Annotated in this window: 15 protein-coding genes; 3 read left to right on the top strand and 12 right to left on the bottom strand. The window is 72.6% G+C overall.

What is annotated here, in order from left to right; genetic code table 11:
• Nucleotides 1-2: 2 nt before the first annotated feature.
• From ACIPSJ_RS20370 to hypE, 3 genes are read left to right on the top strand one after another with little or no spacing between them, the layout of a single operon-like run.
• Nucleotides 3-305, top strand: coding sequence for a HypC/HybG/HupF family hydrogenase formation chaperone (locus tag ACIPSJ_RS20370; protein ID WP_359223946.1), 303 nt, complete (start codon nucleotides 3-5; stop codon nucleotides 303-305).
• Nucleotides 302-1,429, top strand: a complete 1,128-nt coding sequence (gene hypD, locus ACIPSJ_RS20365) for a hydrogenase formation protein HypD (RefSeq protein ID WP_401347479.1) — start codon at nucleotides 302-304, stop codon at nucleotides 1,427-1,429. Before ACIPSJ_RS20370 ends, hypD begins: the two co-directional genes overlap by 4 nt.
• Before the next feature lie 28 nt (nucleotides 1,430-1,457).
• On the top strand, nucleotides 1,458-2,486 hold the full coding sequence (hypE, locus tag ACIPSJ_RS20360) for a hydrogenase expression/formation protein HypE (protein WP_359223951.1): 1,029 nt from the start codon (nucleotides 1,458-1,460) through the stop codon (nucleotides 2,484-2,486).
• Between the two features lie 44 nt (nucleotides 2,487-2,530).
• On the opposite strand, the gene hypA is transcribed toward hypE, so the two are convergent.
• The 12 genes from hypA to ACIPSJ_RS20300 all read right to left on the bottom strand — a co-directional run.
• Entirely contained in the window at nucleotides 2,531-2,869 is a 339-nt protein-coding gene (gene hypA / locus ACIPSJ_RS20355; protein WP_359227306.1) for a hydrogenase maturation nickel metallochaperone HypA, read from the bottom strand.
• A gap of 7 nt (nucleotides 2,870-2,876) precedes the next feature.
• Entirely contained in the window at nucleotides 2,877-3,053 is a 177-nt protein-coding gene (locus tag ACIPSJ_RS20350; RefSeq protein WP_355729391.1) for a hypothetical protein, read from the bottom strand.
• Nucleotides 3,054-3,075: 22 nt separating this feature from the next.
• On the bottom strand, nucleotides 3,076-3,282 hold the full coding sequence (locus tag ACIPSJ_RS20345) for a hypothetical protein (protein WP_355729389.1): 207 nt from the start codon (nucleotides 3,280-3,282) through the stop codon (nucleotides 3,076-3,078).
• A 44-nt stretch (nucleotides 3,283-3,326) separates the two neighbouring features.
• A complete protein-coding gene (locus ACIPSJ_RS20340; protein WP_355729387.1) occupies nucleotides 3,327-3,923 on the bottom strand; it encodes a DUF5947 family protein in 597 nt (198 codons plus the stop codon).
• A complete protein-coding gene (locus ACIPSJ_RS20335) occupies nucleotides 3,920-4,465 on the bottom strand; it encodes a NifU family protein (RefSeq protein ID WP_401347476.1) in 546 nt (181 codons plus the stop codon). The genes ACIPSJ_RS20340 and ACIPSJ_RS20335 overlap by 4 nt, the downstream gene beginning before the upstream one ends.
• A complete protein-coding gene (locus ACIPSJ_RS20330; RefSeq protein ID WP_401347473.1) occupies nucleotides 4,458-6,248 on the bottom strand; it encodes a nickel-dependent hydrogenase large subunit in 1,791 nt (596 codons plus the stop codon). The genes ACIPSJ_RS20335 and ACIPSJ_RS20330 overlap by 8 nt, the downstream gene beginning before the upstream one ends.
• Nucleotides 6,249-6,306: 58 nt before the next feature.
• Entirely contained in the window at nucleotides 6,307-7,398 is a 1,092-nt protein-coding gene (locus tag ACIPSJ_RS20325) for a hydrogenase expression protein HypE (protein WP_355729381.1), read from the bottom strand.
• A gap of 3 nt (nucleotides 7,399-7,401) precedes the next feature.
• Nucleotides 7,402-8,913, bottom strand: coding sequence for a hypothetical protein (locus ACIPSJ_RS20320; protein ID WP_401347471.1), 1,512 nt, complete (start codon nucleotides 8,911-8,913; stop codon nucleotides 7,402-7,404).
• Nucleotides 8,914-9,222: 309 nt separating this feature from the next.
• Complete coding sequence (locus ACIPSJ_RS20315) at nucleotides 9,223-10,056, bottom strand: methyltransferase domain-containing protein (RefSeq protein ID WP_359227073.1); 834 nt, start codon at nucleotides 10,054-10,056, stop codon at nucleotides 9,223-9,225.
• Nucleotides 10,057-10,087: 31 nt separating this feature from the next.
• Complete coding sequence (gene ccrA / locus ACIPSJ_RS20310) at nucleotides 10,088-11,440, bottom strand: crotonyl-CoA carboxylase/reductase (protein ID WP_401347468.1); 1,353 nt, start codon at nucleotides 11,438-11,440, stop codon at nucleotides 10,088-10,090.
• A gap of 6 nt (nucleotides 11,441-11,446) precedes the next feature.
• Nucleotides 11,447-13,756, bottom strand: a complete 2,310-nt coding sequence (locus ACIPSJ_RS20305; RefSeq protein WP_401347465.1) for a type I polyketide synthase — start codon at nucleotides 13,754-13,756, stop codon at nucleotides 11,447-11,449.
• Nucleotides 13,753-14,694: acyltransferase domain-containing protein (locus tag ACIPSJ_RS20300; protein ID WP_401347462.1), on the bottom strand; the 942-nt coding region annotated here is incomplete at its 5' end. The genes ACIPSJ_RS20300 and ACIPSJ_RS20305, both read right to left, overlap by 4 nt.

The following is a 14,694-nucleotide window of genomic DNA, read 5'->3' as shown; positions in this document are numbered from 1 at the left end:
CCATGTGTTTGGCAGTGCCCGGCAGAGTCGTGAGCATCGACGACACGGCCGATCCGCTCACCGGCCTGATCGACTTCGGCGGAGTGCAGAAGCAGGCGTGCCTGGAGTACGTCTCCGACGTGCGGGTGGGGGAGTACGTCATCGTCCACGTGGGCTTCGCCCTGCAGCGACTCGACGAGGAGTCGGCCCTGGCCTCCCTCAAGCTCTTCGAGGAACTGGGGCTCCTGGAAGAGGAGTTCGGTGACGCCTGGCAGCAGGCGGCCCGGCAGGCCGCCCCGGAGACCGAGGGGAGCGAGCCCCGGTGAAGTACCTCGACGAGTTCAACGATCCCCAGCTGGCCCGCCGGCTGCTCGACGACATCCGGGCCACCGTCACCCGGCCCTGGGCCCTGATGGAGGTGTGCGGCGGCCAGACCCACTCGATCATCCGGCACGGCATCGACCAACTCCTGCCCGAAGAGGTCGAGTTGATCCACGGACCCGGCTGCCCGGTCTGTGTGACCCCGCTGGAGTGCATCGACAAGGCGCTGGAGATCGCCGCCCGCCCCGACGTCATCTTCTGCTCCTTCGGCGACATGCTCCGGGTCCCCGGCACCGACCGGGACCTGTTCCGGGTCAAGGGCGAGGGCGGCGACGTCCGAGTCGTCTACTCACCGCTCGACGCGCTCCAGCTCGCCCGGCGCCACCCGGACAAGCAGGTGGTCTTCTTCGCCATCGGCTTCGAGACCACCGCCCCAGCCAACGCCATGGCCGTCCACCAGGCCAGGCGCCTGGGCCTGACCAACTTCACCCTGCTGGTCTCCCACGTCCGGGTCCCCCCGGCCGTCGAGGCCATCATGACCGCCCCCGCCTGCCGGGTGCAGGGCTTCCTGGCCGCCGGGCACGTGTGCAGCGTGATGGGCATGGCCGAGTACCCGGAACTGGCCGAACGGCACCGCGTCCCCATCGTCGTCACCGGGTTCGAACCGCTCGACATCCTGGAGGGCATCCGCCGCACGGTGGGCCAGCTGGAGCGCGGCGAGCACCGGGTGGAGAACGCCTACGCCCGGGCCGTCCGGCCGGACGGCAACCCGGCCGCGATCGCCATGATCGAGGAGGTCTTCGAGGTCACCGACCGCAACTGGCGGGGCATCGGCCGCATCCCCGCCAGCGGCTGGCGGCTCAGCGAGGCCTACCGGGACCACGACGCCGAGCACCGCTTCGACGTCACCGGCATCCGCACCGAGGAACCGGCCGAGTGCCGGGCCGGCGAGGTGCTCCAGGGACTGATCAAGCCCACCGACTGCGCGGCCTTCGGCACCACCTGCACCCCGCGCACCCCGCTCGGCGCCACCATGGTCTCCAGCGAGGGCGCCTGCGCCGCCTACTACCTCTACCGCCGGATGTCCGAACCGGCCCCCCCGCGCGAGGAGATGAACTCCGTTGGCTGAGCAGACCGTCGTCGACCCCGCGAACTGGATGTGTCCGGCACCGATCCGCGACCAGCCGGTCGTGGTGATGGGCCACGGCGGCGGGGGCGCCCTCTCCGCCGAACTGATCGAGCAGGTCTTCACCCCCGCCTACGGCAACGCCCTCCTCGCCGGGATGACCGACTCGGCCGTCCTGCACCTCGGCGGCGCCCGGCTCGCCCTCTCCACCGACTCCTACGTCGTACGGCCGCTCTTCTTCCCCGGCGGCTGCCTCGGCGACCTCGCCGTCAACGGCACGGTCAACGACCTGGCGATGAGCGGCGCCCGGCCCGCCTACCTCTCCGCCGCGTTCGTCCTGGAGGAGGGCGTGGAGCTGGCCGTCGTCGAGCGCGTCGCGCGGGCCATGGGGGCGGCGGCCGAGACCGCCGGGGTCACCATCGCCACCGGCGACACCAAGGTGGTCGAGGCCGGACACGGGGACGGCGTGTACGTCACCACCGCCGGGGTCGGCCTGGTCCCCGAGCGGGTCGACATCCGGCCGCAGCGGGCCCGGCCCGGGGACGCCGTGATCGTCAGCGGGCCGATCGGACTGCACGGGGTCGCCGTGCTGAGCGTGCGCGAGGGGCTGGAGTTCGGCGTCGAGATCGCCAGCGACACCGCGCCGCTGGCCGACCTGGTGGCCACCATGCTGGACGTCACCCCGGACGTCCACGTCCTGCGCGACCCGACGCGCGGCGGCCTCGCCGCCTCGCTGAACGAGATCGCCCGCGCCTCGGGAACGGGGGTGCGGCTCGACGAGCGGGCGATCCCGGTGCCGGACGCCGTCGCCAACGCCTGCGGCTTCCTCGGGCTCGACCCGCTCTACGTCGCCAACGAGGGCCGCCTGGTGGCCTTCGTCCCGCCGACGGAGGCCGAGGCCGTGCTTGACGCCATGCGCGCCCATCCGCAGGGGGCGGGCGCGGCCCGCATCGGCACGTGCGTGACGGAGCACCCCGGGATGGTCGTGGCCGCCACCGGCCTGGGCGGCACCCGCGTCGTCGACATGCCGCTCGGGGAGCAGCTGCCCCGGATCTGCTGAGCGGAGCGCGCGGACCCCGCGGGTGCCGGCCGGCACCCGCGGGGTCACTCGACCGCGGTGATCTCCAGCTCCCGGCCGCTGCGCAGCTCGGTGGAGGGCCGGTCGCAGCGTGGGCACCAGAAGAACGGCGGCATGCCCACGGCGAACTCCTCGCCGCAGGGATCGCACCAGGCCCGCGCGGTCACCTGCTCGACCACGAGCCGGGCGCCGGCCAGGGCGGTGCCGTCCCGGGCCATCTCGAAGGCGAAGTCCAGCGCGTCAGGTACGACCCCCGACAGCTCGCCGACCCGGACGGACACCGTCGACACGGTGTCCGCCCCGTCCGTCCGGGCCCACTCGTCGGCCTGCTCCACGATCGCGGTCGCGATCGACAGTTCGTGCACGCCGGACTCACGGATACCGGTTGCCCGCGCGCAGGCCACCGGCGATGCGCCAGATCTTCAGCTCACGCACGAGGCTGGGCAGCTGGCTGACGGCCAGCGCCAGGACCAGCGCGCTGACCACGGCGACCTCGGCGGTCAGCACGCGCTGAGCCGTCGTTCCTGCTCTTTTCCGTTGGATCAACATCCGGGGAACTCCCTGATCTGTGTCATCCCGGCGGGATGTTCGGCATGACGTCCAGGAGGACGTCATGACGTTTCCAGTCGATGTTGGTCGAGCGCCGCGCGTCGGCGGTGCCGTCCTGGTGGTGTCCGGTCTGCTTCTTGTACGGCCCCTCGTTGCCCTGGTGTATGCCGGGCACGTGGGACGGTGTGTCGGGCCTTGCCTGGGCTCGGCCCACTCTGATGTTGCCCATGCGGTTTCTCCTTCCGGTGTTGCCGTTCGTCGAGGCCGTTCGGCTCAGGGCCGCTCGGTGAGTTCCTCGAAGAAACGCTCCACGGCCGGCCACATCCGGCCGCCGCCGGAGAGCCCGCGCCATTCCCGGCGGACCACCGCGAGCATGCGGAAGCAGTCGTCGACCGGGACGATCCAGTGGTGGTCCAGGCCGTGGACCGTGTTGACCAGCAGCGCCTCGACATCGGGGGTCATGCCGGCCAGCGGCGGGCAGCCCGCGACCGCCCGCTGCCAGGCCGCCGCGTCCACCTGCCAGCGCATGGCCCCCGCCGGGCTCGGCCCCTCCGCGGTGACCGAGCCGTCGGTGCGCGGTACGAAGAAGACCAGGCCGACCGGGACCCCGAGGGCCGCGGTGTCGACCTTCGGGAGGCGGACCCGGCGGGTGGGGATCAGCCGGAAGTGGCCCTCGCCCCGGGGGGTCTCCGCGAACAGCACCGAGCAGGGCCGGCAGGCGCAGCGGACCTCCGCCTGCCCGGTGTCGTACAGATGTGAGTGGTCGGCGGAGACCGGGGCGGCGCACAGGTCGCACACCTCCGCCGCCGCGGCCGGCCGGTGGTCGGCCGCGGAACGGATGAGGCGGGCCAGGGCTCCGTCGGTGGTCACCGGGCCTCCTGTGGCCGGCGCAGGGAGTCCAGCGGGACGAAGGCGGGCGCCGGAGCCTGCGGCAGCGGCTGCACGTCGGACAGCTCGGGGGCCGCGGCGAGCACCGCCTCCCGGACCGCGTCGGCCACCTCCGTGGTACCTCCGCCGCACCCGGAGCCGCAACCGCTGCCGGTGGCCAGCCGCACCCGGCCCACCTCGCCCTCCACCCCGGCCCACTCGACGTCGCCGCCGCGCTCCTGAACCGCCGGGCGCAGCCGCTCGACCGCGCGGGCGGCCCGGCGCTCGGGGGAGTCGGGGTGGATGTCGTGCAGGACCAGCAGGTGGTCGAGCAGCTCGTCGTCGGCCAGGCGGTCGGCCAGCGGTGCGTCCGCCCGGTCGAGGACCCGGGCCAGCGCCTCGCCGTAGACCTCGGTCAGCAGCCGCACCGCCTCGACCGCCTTGCCGCCGGCCGGGCCCGGAACGGACTCCAGGCCCTCAAGGAGCGAGTCCAGACGGGCCAGCCTGGCCTCGACCGCCGGGCCGTCGAGCCGGCCCTCAGCCATGGTTCGCCCCGTACGTCGGCGAGTGCGTGACCGTCAGGGTCTTGCCCTTGCCCGTGTACATGTGGACACCGCACGGCAGACAGGGGTCGAAGCTGCGGACCGTGCGCATGATGTCGACGCCCTTGAAGTCGTCCGGGCCGTTCTCCTCGAAGATCGGCTGGTTCATGACGGCGTCCTCGTAGGGGCCGGGGGTGCCGAACTTGTCGCGGGGGCTGGCGTTCCACGGGGTCGGCGGGTACGGGTGGTAGTTGGCGATCTTCTTGTCCTTGATCACCAGGTGGTGGGAGAGGACCCCGCGCACGGCCTCGTGGAAGCCGCAGCCGATCGCCTCGTCCGGCACCTCGAAGTCCTCGAACACCTTGGTGTCGCCGGACCGGACCAGGCCCATCGCCTCGTCCAGGAACTGCAGGGCCATGGCCGCCGCGTAGGCGACGAAGTACGGCCGGGCGCGGTCCCGTTCGAGGGTGTTGGACCACTTCGGGATCTTCCACTCCAGCGTGGTCTCCGGCAGCGTCTCGCCCTTGGGCAGCGAGATGCGCACGCTGTGCCCGGTGGCCTTGATGTACGGCGTGTCGACGAGGCCGCTCAGCGCGGTCGACCAGAGCCGGGCCAGCGGGCCGCCGCCGGTGTCCAGGGCGAGGTGGTCGCCGGTGCGCTGGTCGAACCAGCGGGGGCTCATCACCCAGCTGTAGTTGCCCTCGAAGTCCCGCTTCTGCGGCACCGGGAGGGTCGTCTGGTTCCACGGGTGGCGCATGTCGACCGGGTTGCCGAGCGGGTCGTGGGTGACGAACGGGTCCTCGTTGACCCAGTCCTCGTAGAACGAGGAGCCCAGCATGATCCTGAGGCCGAGGTTGATGTCGACGAGGTTGTTGGTGACCAGCTTGCCGTCGACGATGATGCCCGGGGTGACGTACATGGCCTTGCCCCAGCGGTCCATGTTCTCGTACTTGTAGTCGACCACCTTCGGGTCCTGCCAGGCACCCCAGCAGCCGAGCAGGATGCGGCGCTTGCCGACCTCCTCGTAGCCGGGCAGCGCCTCGTAGAAGAAGTCGAAGACGTCGTCGTTCATGGCGACGGCCTTCTTCACGAAGTCGATGACGTGCATCAGCCGGCTGAGGTAGTCGGTGAACGCGGTCGGCGACGGCATGGTGCCGACACCGCCCGGATAGAGCGTGGAGGGGTGCACATGGCGGCCCTCCATCAGGCAGAACATCTCGCGGGTGGTCCGGGAGACCTTCAGGGCCTCCTTGTAGACCTCGCCCTCGAAGGGGTTGAAGGCCTTCATGATGTCCGCGATGGTCCGGTAGCCGTGGATGTCACCGCGCGGCGCGTTCGTCTTCTGCGCGCGGGCCAGCACGCTCGGGTTGGTGGCCTTGACCATCTGCTCGCAGAAGTCCACGAAGACCAGGTTGTCCTGGAAGATCGTGTGGTCGAACATGTACTCGGCCGCTTCGCCGAGGTTGACGATGTGCTCGGCGAGCGGCGGCGGCTTGACGCCGTACGCCATCTGCTGGGCGTAGTCGGAGCAGGTGGTGTGGTTGTCGCCGCAGATGCCGCAGATGCGGGAGGTGATGAACCCCGCGTCGCGCGGGTCCTTCCCCTTCATGAAGACGGAGTAGCCGCGGAAGAGGGAGGAGGTGCTGTGGCACTCCACCACCTCCCGGTTGGCGAAGTCGATCTTCGTGTAGATGCCCAGGTTTCCGATGATCCGGGTGATCGGATCCCAGGACATGTCCACGATCTGCGCGGGCTTGCGCCCCTTCTGCCGGGCCTCGGTTGTCATCGGCGTTCGCTGACCTTTGCTGTGGGGGACTGGGGGTGGGGGGACTGACCGTGGCGCGTCAGGGGCGCCAGCGCGGGGCGTAACCGCTGGTGAGCTTGCGCTTGTTGTGGCGCCACTTGGGTTCGTGGTTCACCAGCTCGTTGGTGAAGCCGCGCAGCCGGCGGATGACCGCCCCGTACGGCTTGATCGCGAGCGAGGAGAGGGTGCCGCCGGGCGGCTCGTCCATGAACGGCATGAACGCGTCCGGGAAGCCCGGCATGGTGCAGCCGATGCAGATGCCGCCGACGTTGGGGCAGCCGCCGATGCCGGCCATCCAGCCCCGCTTGGGCACGTTGCAGTTCACCACCGGACCCCAGCAGCCGGTCTTCACCAGGCACTTGGGGGAGTTGTAGTCCGCCGCGAAGGTCGCCTGCTCGTAGTAGGCGGCGCGGTCGCAGCCCTCGTGGACCGTGCGGCCGAACAGCCACTGCGGGCGCAGCATGTGGTCCAGCGGGGGCGGCGGGGCGGTGCCGGCGGCGTGGTAGAGCACCCAGACCAGGGTCTCCATGAAGTTCTCCGGCTGCACCGGGCAGCCCGGGATGTTCACCACCGGCAGCCCGCCCTGGGACTTGAACTCCCAGCCCAGGTAGTCCGCGAGACCCATGGCGCCGGTCGGGTTGCCGGCCATGGCGTGGATGCCGCCGAAGGTGGCGCAGGTGCCGACGGCCACCACCGCCCAGGCCTTGGGCGCCAGTTGGTCGATCCAGTCGTTGAGGGTCTGCGGCTGGCCGGTCTCCGGGTCGTTGCCGAAGGACGTCCAGTAGCCGTCGCCCTCGATGATGTTCTGGTTCGGGATCGAGCCCTCGATGACCAGGATGAACGGTTCCAGTTCGCCCCGCGCCGCCTTCCGGTAGGGGGCGAGGAAGTCCTCGCCGCCCAGGCTCGGCGAGAGCACCTTGTTGACCAGGTTGACCTTCGGCATCCCCGGGATCAGGCCGAGCACCAGGTCCTCGATGGACGGCTGGTCGGCCGCCGTCACGGAGACGGTGTCGCCGTCGCAGCTCATGCCCTCGGAGATCCACAGGATGGTGATCTCGTCGAACCCCTGGTGTTCGCCGGTCCGGGCGGGTTCGCCGCCGACGGCGGTGGTGGTGCCGTTGTGGGTGCTCATGCGCTAGGCCTCCGATGGAGAGGGCCCCGGGGACGGCTCGGCCGCCGTCGCTGGATCCGGGACGTCGGTGCCCCCGAGCGGCTCGACTTCGTCGGGCCGGAAGTAGTGGAAACGGCCGTACCAGCCGTGCAGTTCGGCCGCCGGGTCGTCGTCGACGGTGACGGCGAGGTGGGTGCTGCCGTCCACGTCGTGGAAGACGGCGGCCACGGTCGCGGTGCGGCCGACGAGGAACATGTCCTGGGCGTCAGCACCCCGGCCGCGCGGCCGCAGCCGTACCCGGGCGCCGCCGCCGACCCGCACACCGTCGACGAGAACCGTGTCGGTGGCCGGGGAGAGCCCGTCGTCGGCGCCCTCCTGCCACCAGGCGGGGCGCCCGGCGGGAGCGGGACGGTCGACGGGAGCGGGACGGTCGGCGGGGCCGAGCGAGCGGATGGCTCCGTGCAGCCGGCCGAAGACCTCCGGCGGCATGGTGTCGACCCGGTCGAGGATCTCGGCGGCCCGCGCGTCGGTGGCCCGGGCCTCCCGCTTCTCCTCGTCCGTCAGCAGCATCGTGCGCAGGGTGAGGATCTCGTCGATCTCACCGGCGTCGTGCAGATCCCCCGGACTCTCCGGCGCCACCTGCGGATGGTCGGGGAGGATGATCGGCGAGGAGAGCAGCAGGGCGGACACCGAGCCGTCCTCGCGGGCGACGGCGGGAGGCGGACCGCCCAGCACCGGGAAGGTGAAGTCGTTGTGGCAGTTCCGGGCGGCCTCCTGGAGGGCCGGGCCCGGGTCGATCAGGGAGACGAACTCCGCGCCCTCGGCGCCCAGCAGGGTGTGGGTGGCGATGAGGGCCTGACGGAGCGCCTGGTCACGGGGGGCGCGCGGATCCGCCGCACGGCCCTCGTTGGCGGTGCGCACCCGGATCCGGAACAGGTCCGCGCCGAGCCGCTCCGCCTCCAGCGTGGTGCTCGCCCGCACCTCCTCCCGGCGGCGCACGACCCGCCCGCCGCCGCAGGGCAGCGGCTCGCCGCCGGTACCGGCCGGGGCGCTCACCCGGACCGTGCGCACACCCTCGGCCAGGGGGACCACGAGGTCGGCCTCGCGCGGCACCGCCTCCTCGAACGTGAGCTGCACCGTGCCGTCGTCGCAGGTCAGCGACTCGACCGGGCGTCGCTCGGCGTCCTCGACCTGCTTGTGCTGCAGCTGCAGATACCGCACGCGCAGCCGCACGGTCGCGTCCGGCCGTCGTACCCGCAGCAGGCACTCGGTCTGCTGGTACCAGGAGTCCGCCGAACCCGACACGCCCGGGTTGACCGGGTCGTCGGCCTCCACCCAGTCCCGGGGGAACAGCACCCCGAACTGCCAGCGGGCACGGTTCTTCGGCGAGGACCGCCGATAGGGGTAGAGGAGGTAGCCCTCGTAGAGGACGGCATCGGCGACGGCGCTCATCTGTTCGAAGGTCGGCGCGGGCCGGTCGAAGCCGTCCGCCAGGGCAGTGCGGGGCGCTCTGCCGTCGACCAGTCCCTCGGCCATGCAGCCTCCTCGGATCCGTGCGCGCGCCCATACCTTCCACCACGGTCACACCGGTCACGCGCGCCCGCCTCTTCTGGCTGAGCGGCGTTGGGCCGGACGGGGGACGGGGTGTACGGGGGCCAGGGGCGCGGGACGTGTGGGACGAGGAGGGGGCGGCGATAGGCGCGGATCCGCCGGCAGGGCCGGTGAGCGCGGCCTGCCGAGGCACGCGTTCCCGGCGCCCACCGGTGCCGTCGTGGATCCGAGGTCACGCGGCCGGCCGCCGGGAGGGGGCCCGGCGGCCGGCCGGGGGGAGCGGCGCCCCTGCGGTCAGGGGCGTACCGCCGCCACCAGCAGGCAGCCGAACTCGTCGACGCCCACCATGTCGGACGGCCGGAACAGATCCGGCAGGTTGGTCTGGCCGAGGGCCTCGGGGCGCTCGGTGCCGGCGCTCGGGCGGGCCAGTTCGGTGAAGGTGCGCTGCATGGTGTGCTCGGTGATGTCGAGCAGCCCGCGCAGCCTGAGGCCCGCCCGGTGCAGCATGGCGACGTAGTCGTCGGCGTCGGCGAGCGTCACCATGAAGTTGCGGCAGAACTTCTGGATGGACGGGTGGGGCACCGCCTGCTTCGGCGCCCGCTCGAACACGTCGGTCAGCACCAGCCGGCCGCCCGGCCGCAGCACCCGCGCCACCTCGGTGAGCACCTGCTCCCGGTCGGGCATGTGGATGATCGACTCCAGGGCCATCACGGCGTCGAACGTGCCGTCCTCGAAGGGGAGTTTCATCGCGTCGGCGTGCCGGAACTCCGCCCGGTCGGCGAGGCCCGCCTCCGCGGCCAGCCGGTTGGCGGTCTTCACCTGCTCCTGGCTGATGCTGATCCCGGTGACCCGGGCGCCCGTCCGCCGCGCCACCCGGATGCCGGGGCCGCCGACCCCGCAGCCCAGGTCGAGGACGTGCGCCGAGTCGTCCACCAGCAGCCGCTCGATCAGCACGTCGGTCAGCCGGTCGACCGCCTCCTCCAGGGTGGCCGTGGAGTCGGGGGTGTCCCAGAAGCCGATGTGGATGTTGGGGTTGAACGTGCCGTCGTTCAGCGCGGTCAGGGTGAGCCGGTCGTACAGCTTGCCGACGGCCTCCGGCACGGGCAGCGTCTGGGTGGAGTCGGTCATGGGATCCGCCTTTCCGGATAAAGGGTGTACGTCAGCTGAGGGTGGCCGGATCGGCCGCGAACTCCCGCAGCGGGTTCAGGGCCTCCTCACCGATCCGGGCGCGCAGGCCCGGTGCGGTGACGCCGAGGCCGGGCTCGGGGGCGAGACAGAGCACACCGACCTTGCCGATGTGCCGGTTGAGCTGCACCAGCCGGGTCGCCTCGCCGACCCGGTCCAGCGGGAACAGTGAGGACAGCGCCGGGGCGAGCCCGCCGAGCGCGAACAGCCGGGCGCACTCGACCTGTTCCTGGAGGTTGGCGACATGGCTGCCGAGGACGCGCTTGAGCCGCATCCACAGATAGCGGTTGTCGAACTGGTGGACGTAACCGGTGCTGGAGCCGCAGGTCACGACCGTTCCGCCGCGCTTGACCACGAACACCGAGATACCGAACGTGGACCGGCCGACATGCTCGAACACGATGTCAGGGTCCGTACCGACCGCGTCCCGGACGATCCGCCCGATGCGCTTGCCGGCCTTGAGCGTCAGCTCGGGATCGTCGCCCTCGTCGTCGCCGACGCCGACGTCCTGCCGGTTCACGACGACGTCGCAGCCGAGTTTCCGGGCGGCCCGCGCCTTCTCCTCCGAGCCGACCACGCCCACCGCGATCCCGCCGCCGTTCTTCACCAGCTGCGCCGCGTAGGCGCCGAGCCCGCCCGAGGCGCCCCAGATCAGCACCACGTCGCCCTGCTTCATCCGGGCGCCCCGGTCGCTGACCAGCATGCGGTAAGCGGTGCCCGCGCAGGCGGGGATCGTCGCCGCCTCCTCCCAGGTCAGGTGCGGGGGCTTGGGGATGAGCTGGCTGGCCCGCGCCACCGCGTAGTGGGCGAGTCCGCCGTAGTTCGTCTCGTACCCCCAGGCCAGCTGGTGCTCGCCCAGCATGCCGTCCGCCTGGTTGGCCGGCTCCTGGTCGTCCACCCGGGCCGCGTTGACCATCACGTGGTCGCCGATCCGCCAGCGCCGCACCCCGGTGCCCGTCCGCACGACCACCCCGGCCGCGTCCGAACCCAGCACATGGAACGGCCGATCGTGCCGGGCCGCCCAGCCGCCCTCGCGGCCGTACGCGCGCAGGAAGCGGAAGGTGGACAGCGGCTCGAACTTCGCCGACCACACCGTGTTGTAGTTGATCGAGCTGGCCATGACGGCGACCAGCACCTCGTCCGGGGCGAGTTCGGGCATCGGGACCTCGCCGACGCGCAGGGTGCGGCGGACGTCCTTGTCAGGGACGTCGCCGAACACCTCCTCGTCCTCCACCCGCAGATGTGCGGCGGTGAAGTGCGCGGGCAGCGAGGCGCGTTCCAGGTCGCCGGGGGAGGCCCCGGACAGGACGGCGTCGGTCAACGACATGGCGGATCACCTCTGTTCGGGGGAGCGGTCGGTGGGCGGGGCGTACCAGTGGTGCGCCCCGGCGAACGGATAGGTCGGCAGCGGAACCCGCCGCACTCCGGGCCCGCCGAAGACCGCCTCCCGGTCGAGCCGGACCCCGGAGACGAAGGCGCCGGCCAACTGGTGTGCGAAGGAATCGAGCTGGGCACCCGGCGCGGCGGGCAGGCGGATCGGTGCGGAGTCCGGGCCCGCCGGGGCGGGCTCGTCCGGTGGTGCGTCGCCGCCCGTGAGCCCGGCGAGTGCCGCCCCCAGGGTGCGGTCGCCGCGCAGATGGGCGGCGGCCCAGCGCCCGGCCCGGCCCTCGCCGAGCAGCGCCGCCGGACCCACCCCGCAGGCCTGCCACAGCCAGGCGTACGCCACGTGCAGCGCGAACGCGGCCACCGGCGCGTCCGGTCCCGTCGCCGGCAGCAGCTTCGCCAGCGGCCGCCCGTCGGTGTACGGGACGAGCGCCTCGTCCAGATCGGCTACGGCGTCCCGGAAGGCCGGCCACTCCCAGGGCAGCCGGTCGTAGGCGGGCAGGCCGGCCGGGCCGGGGTCGGCGCAGACCAGCGCCGTCCGGCCGGTGCGGGCGGCCCCCGACCGCACCCACAGGGACGGCTCGCCGTCCGCCAGCGCCCGGAGCCCGGCGAGGTACTGTCCCCGGTCGGCCCCGACCACGGCCGCCCGGTGCGCGAAGACACCGCGGGTCACCGCGAGGGAGTACGCGATGTCCGCGTCGGACCAGCGCGCCGGGTGCCCGTCGAGGTGGGCGAGGAGTCTGCGGGCCTGCCGGCGCAGGGCTGCCGGGTCCTTCGCGGACAGCAGCCAGGGCAGCGGCCGTACATCCGGTGATCCCGGGGGCGCGTCCGCCGGCCACGGCGGGTGGGCGGGGGCTTCGAGGACGACATGCCCGTTGGTGCCGCCCGCGCCGAGCGCCGTCACGGCCGCCCGTTCGGGCCGGTCCGTCCGCGGCCACGGCACGGCGGCCGGCACCGGCCGCAGCGCCCCGCCGCTGCGCGCCACGGTCTCCAGCGGCGGCTCGCAGTTGAGGGTCGCGGGCACCGTGCCGTACCCGAGCGCGAGCACCGCCTTCATGATCCCGGCCATCCCGGACGCCGACTGCGCATGGCCCAGGTTGGACTTGACCGACCCGAACAGCAGCGGCCGCTCCGGCGGGCGCTCCCGGCCGTAGACGGCGAGCATCGCCTCCGCCTCCATCACGTCCCCCAGCGGGGTGCCGGTGCCGTGCGCCTCGACATAGTCCACGTCCGCGCCCGACAGTCCGGCGTCCGCCAACGCCCGTGCCATCACCCGCCGTTGCCCCGGTCCGTTGGGCACGGCCAGGCCGTTGCTGGTGCCGTTCTGTCCCACCGCCGAGCCACGCACCACCGCCAGCACCGGATGCCCGCCGCGCTCGGCGTCCGACAGCCGCTCAAGGAGCAACACCCCCACGCCCTCGGCCCAGTTGCCGCCGTCGGCCTCGGCCGAGAACGGCTTCGTCCGCCCGTCCCGGGCCAGCGCGCTCAGCCTGCTGTGCTCCAGGAACACATCGGGTACGGCCATCACGGTCACCCCGGCGGCCAGCGCCAGCGAGCACTCTCCCGACAGCAGCGAGCGCCGGGCCAGATGCAGCGCCGAGAGCGAGGAGGAACAGGCGGTGTCGACGGTGAGCGCCGGGCCGTGCAGCCCCAGGGCGTACGCGACCCGGCCGGACGCGGCACTGGGCAGCGTCCCGACGGCCAGATAGTCCGTGCCCTCCTCCGGCCGCTCCCGCCCGCCGTCCGTCCCCGCGTACCCCTGCGGGGTGAGGCCCACGAACACGCCCGTGGACGACCCGGACAGCGTCGACGGATCGATCCCCGCGCTCTCCACGGCCTCCCACGCGGTCTCCAGGAGCAGCCGCTGCTGGGGATCGGTCCCCGCGGACTCCTCCGGCGAGTAACCGAAGAACTCCGCGTCGAACACCCCGGCGGCCTCCAGGAACCCGCCCTCCCGCACGCTGCACCGGCCCGGGACCCCCGGCTCCGGGTCGTACATGCCCTCGACGTCCCAGCCCCGCCCGGCGGGGAACGGGGACAGGCAGTCCCGCTCCTCCACCAGGGCCCGCCACAGTGCCTCCGGGGTGTCGATGCCCCCGGGCCAGCGGCAGCCCATCCCGACCACCACGACCGGATCCCGCCCGCGCGACCGCTCCGCCTCGGCGAGCCGCTCACCCAGCTCGCCCACCTTCCGCCGCTCCTCCTGCAGCGCGGCCGTGGCCTTGCGCAGGTACTCCCGCAGCCGTGCCTCGTCGCTCATCGCGCCTCCTGCGAGCCGTCGGCGTCGATCAGGGCGAACAGTTCGTCGTCCGTCGCGTCGGCCAGGCCGTCGTCGCTCCCGCCGCCCACCAGCCCGGCGAGATGCTCGGCCAGCAACAGGGGCGTCGGATGGTCGAAGGCCACGCTCACCGGCAGCTCGAAGCCGGTCGCCGCGACCAGCCGCCGCCGCAGGTTGACCGCCGTCAGCGACTCGAAGCCCAGCTCCTGGAAGGTCCGTTCGGGGACGATCGGCTCCGGCGAGTCGTGCCCGAGCGCCACGGCCGCGTGCAGCCGGACGAGGTTCAGCATCTCGTCGAGCAACTCGTACGGCGAGAGCGCGGCGAACCGGTCCCGCGGAGCACTGTCCTCCGCTGCCGAGGTGACCACGGGCTGCGGCTCACGAGCGGCGAGCGGGCTCGACTCCAGCCAGTAGCGCTGGTGTTGGAAGGGATAGGTGGGGAGAGGCACGGGGTGGCCGGGGGTCTGGCCGGCCCAGGTGGGGGTGGTGCCGGTGACGTGGGCCTGGGCGAGGGCGGTGGTGAAGTCGGCGGAGGTGCCGTGGTCGCGACGGAGCGTGTAGAGCGCCGTGGCGATCTCCGTCTCCTCGATGGCGGGGGTGAGGACGGGGTGGGGGCTGGTTTCGATGGTGGTGCGGTGTCCGGTGTCGAGGAGGTGGGTGAGGGCCTGGTGGAAGAGCACCGGGCGGCGGAGGTTCTTGTACCAGTAGGCGGCGTCCAGTTCGGGACCCTGGACGGGTTCGCCCGTCACGGTGGAGATCATGGTGAGCGTGGCCTGTCGGGGGCGGATGTCGGCCAGCGCGGTGGTGATCTCCTCGTGGAACGCGTCGACTTGGGGGGAGTGGGAGGCGTAGTCGACGTGGACGCGGCGGACGCGGATGCCTTGTGCGGTGCAGGTTTGGGTGAGTTGGTCGAGGGCTTG

This window comes from Streptomyces sp. NPDC090088 (assembly GCF_044747345.1).
Lineage (GTDB): Bacteria > Actinomycetota > Actinomycetes > Streptomycetales > Streptomycetaceae > Streptomyces.
Note: the sequence above shows the minus strand (reverse complement) of the source record. Positions and strands in the feature narration are given on the sequence as shown.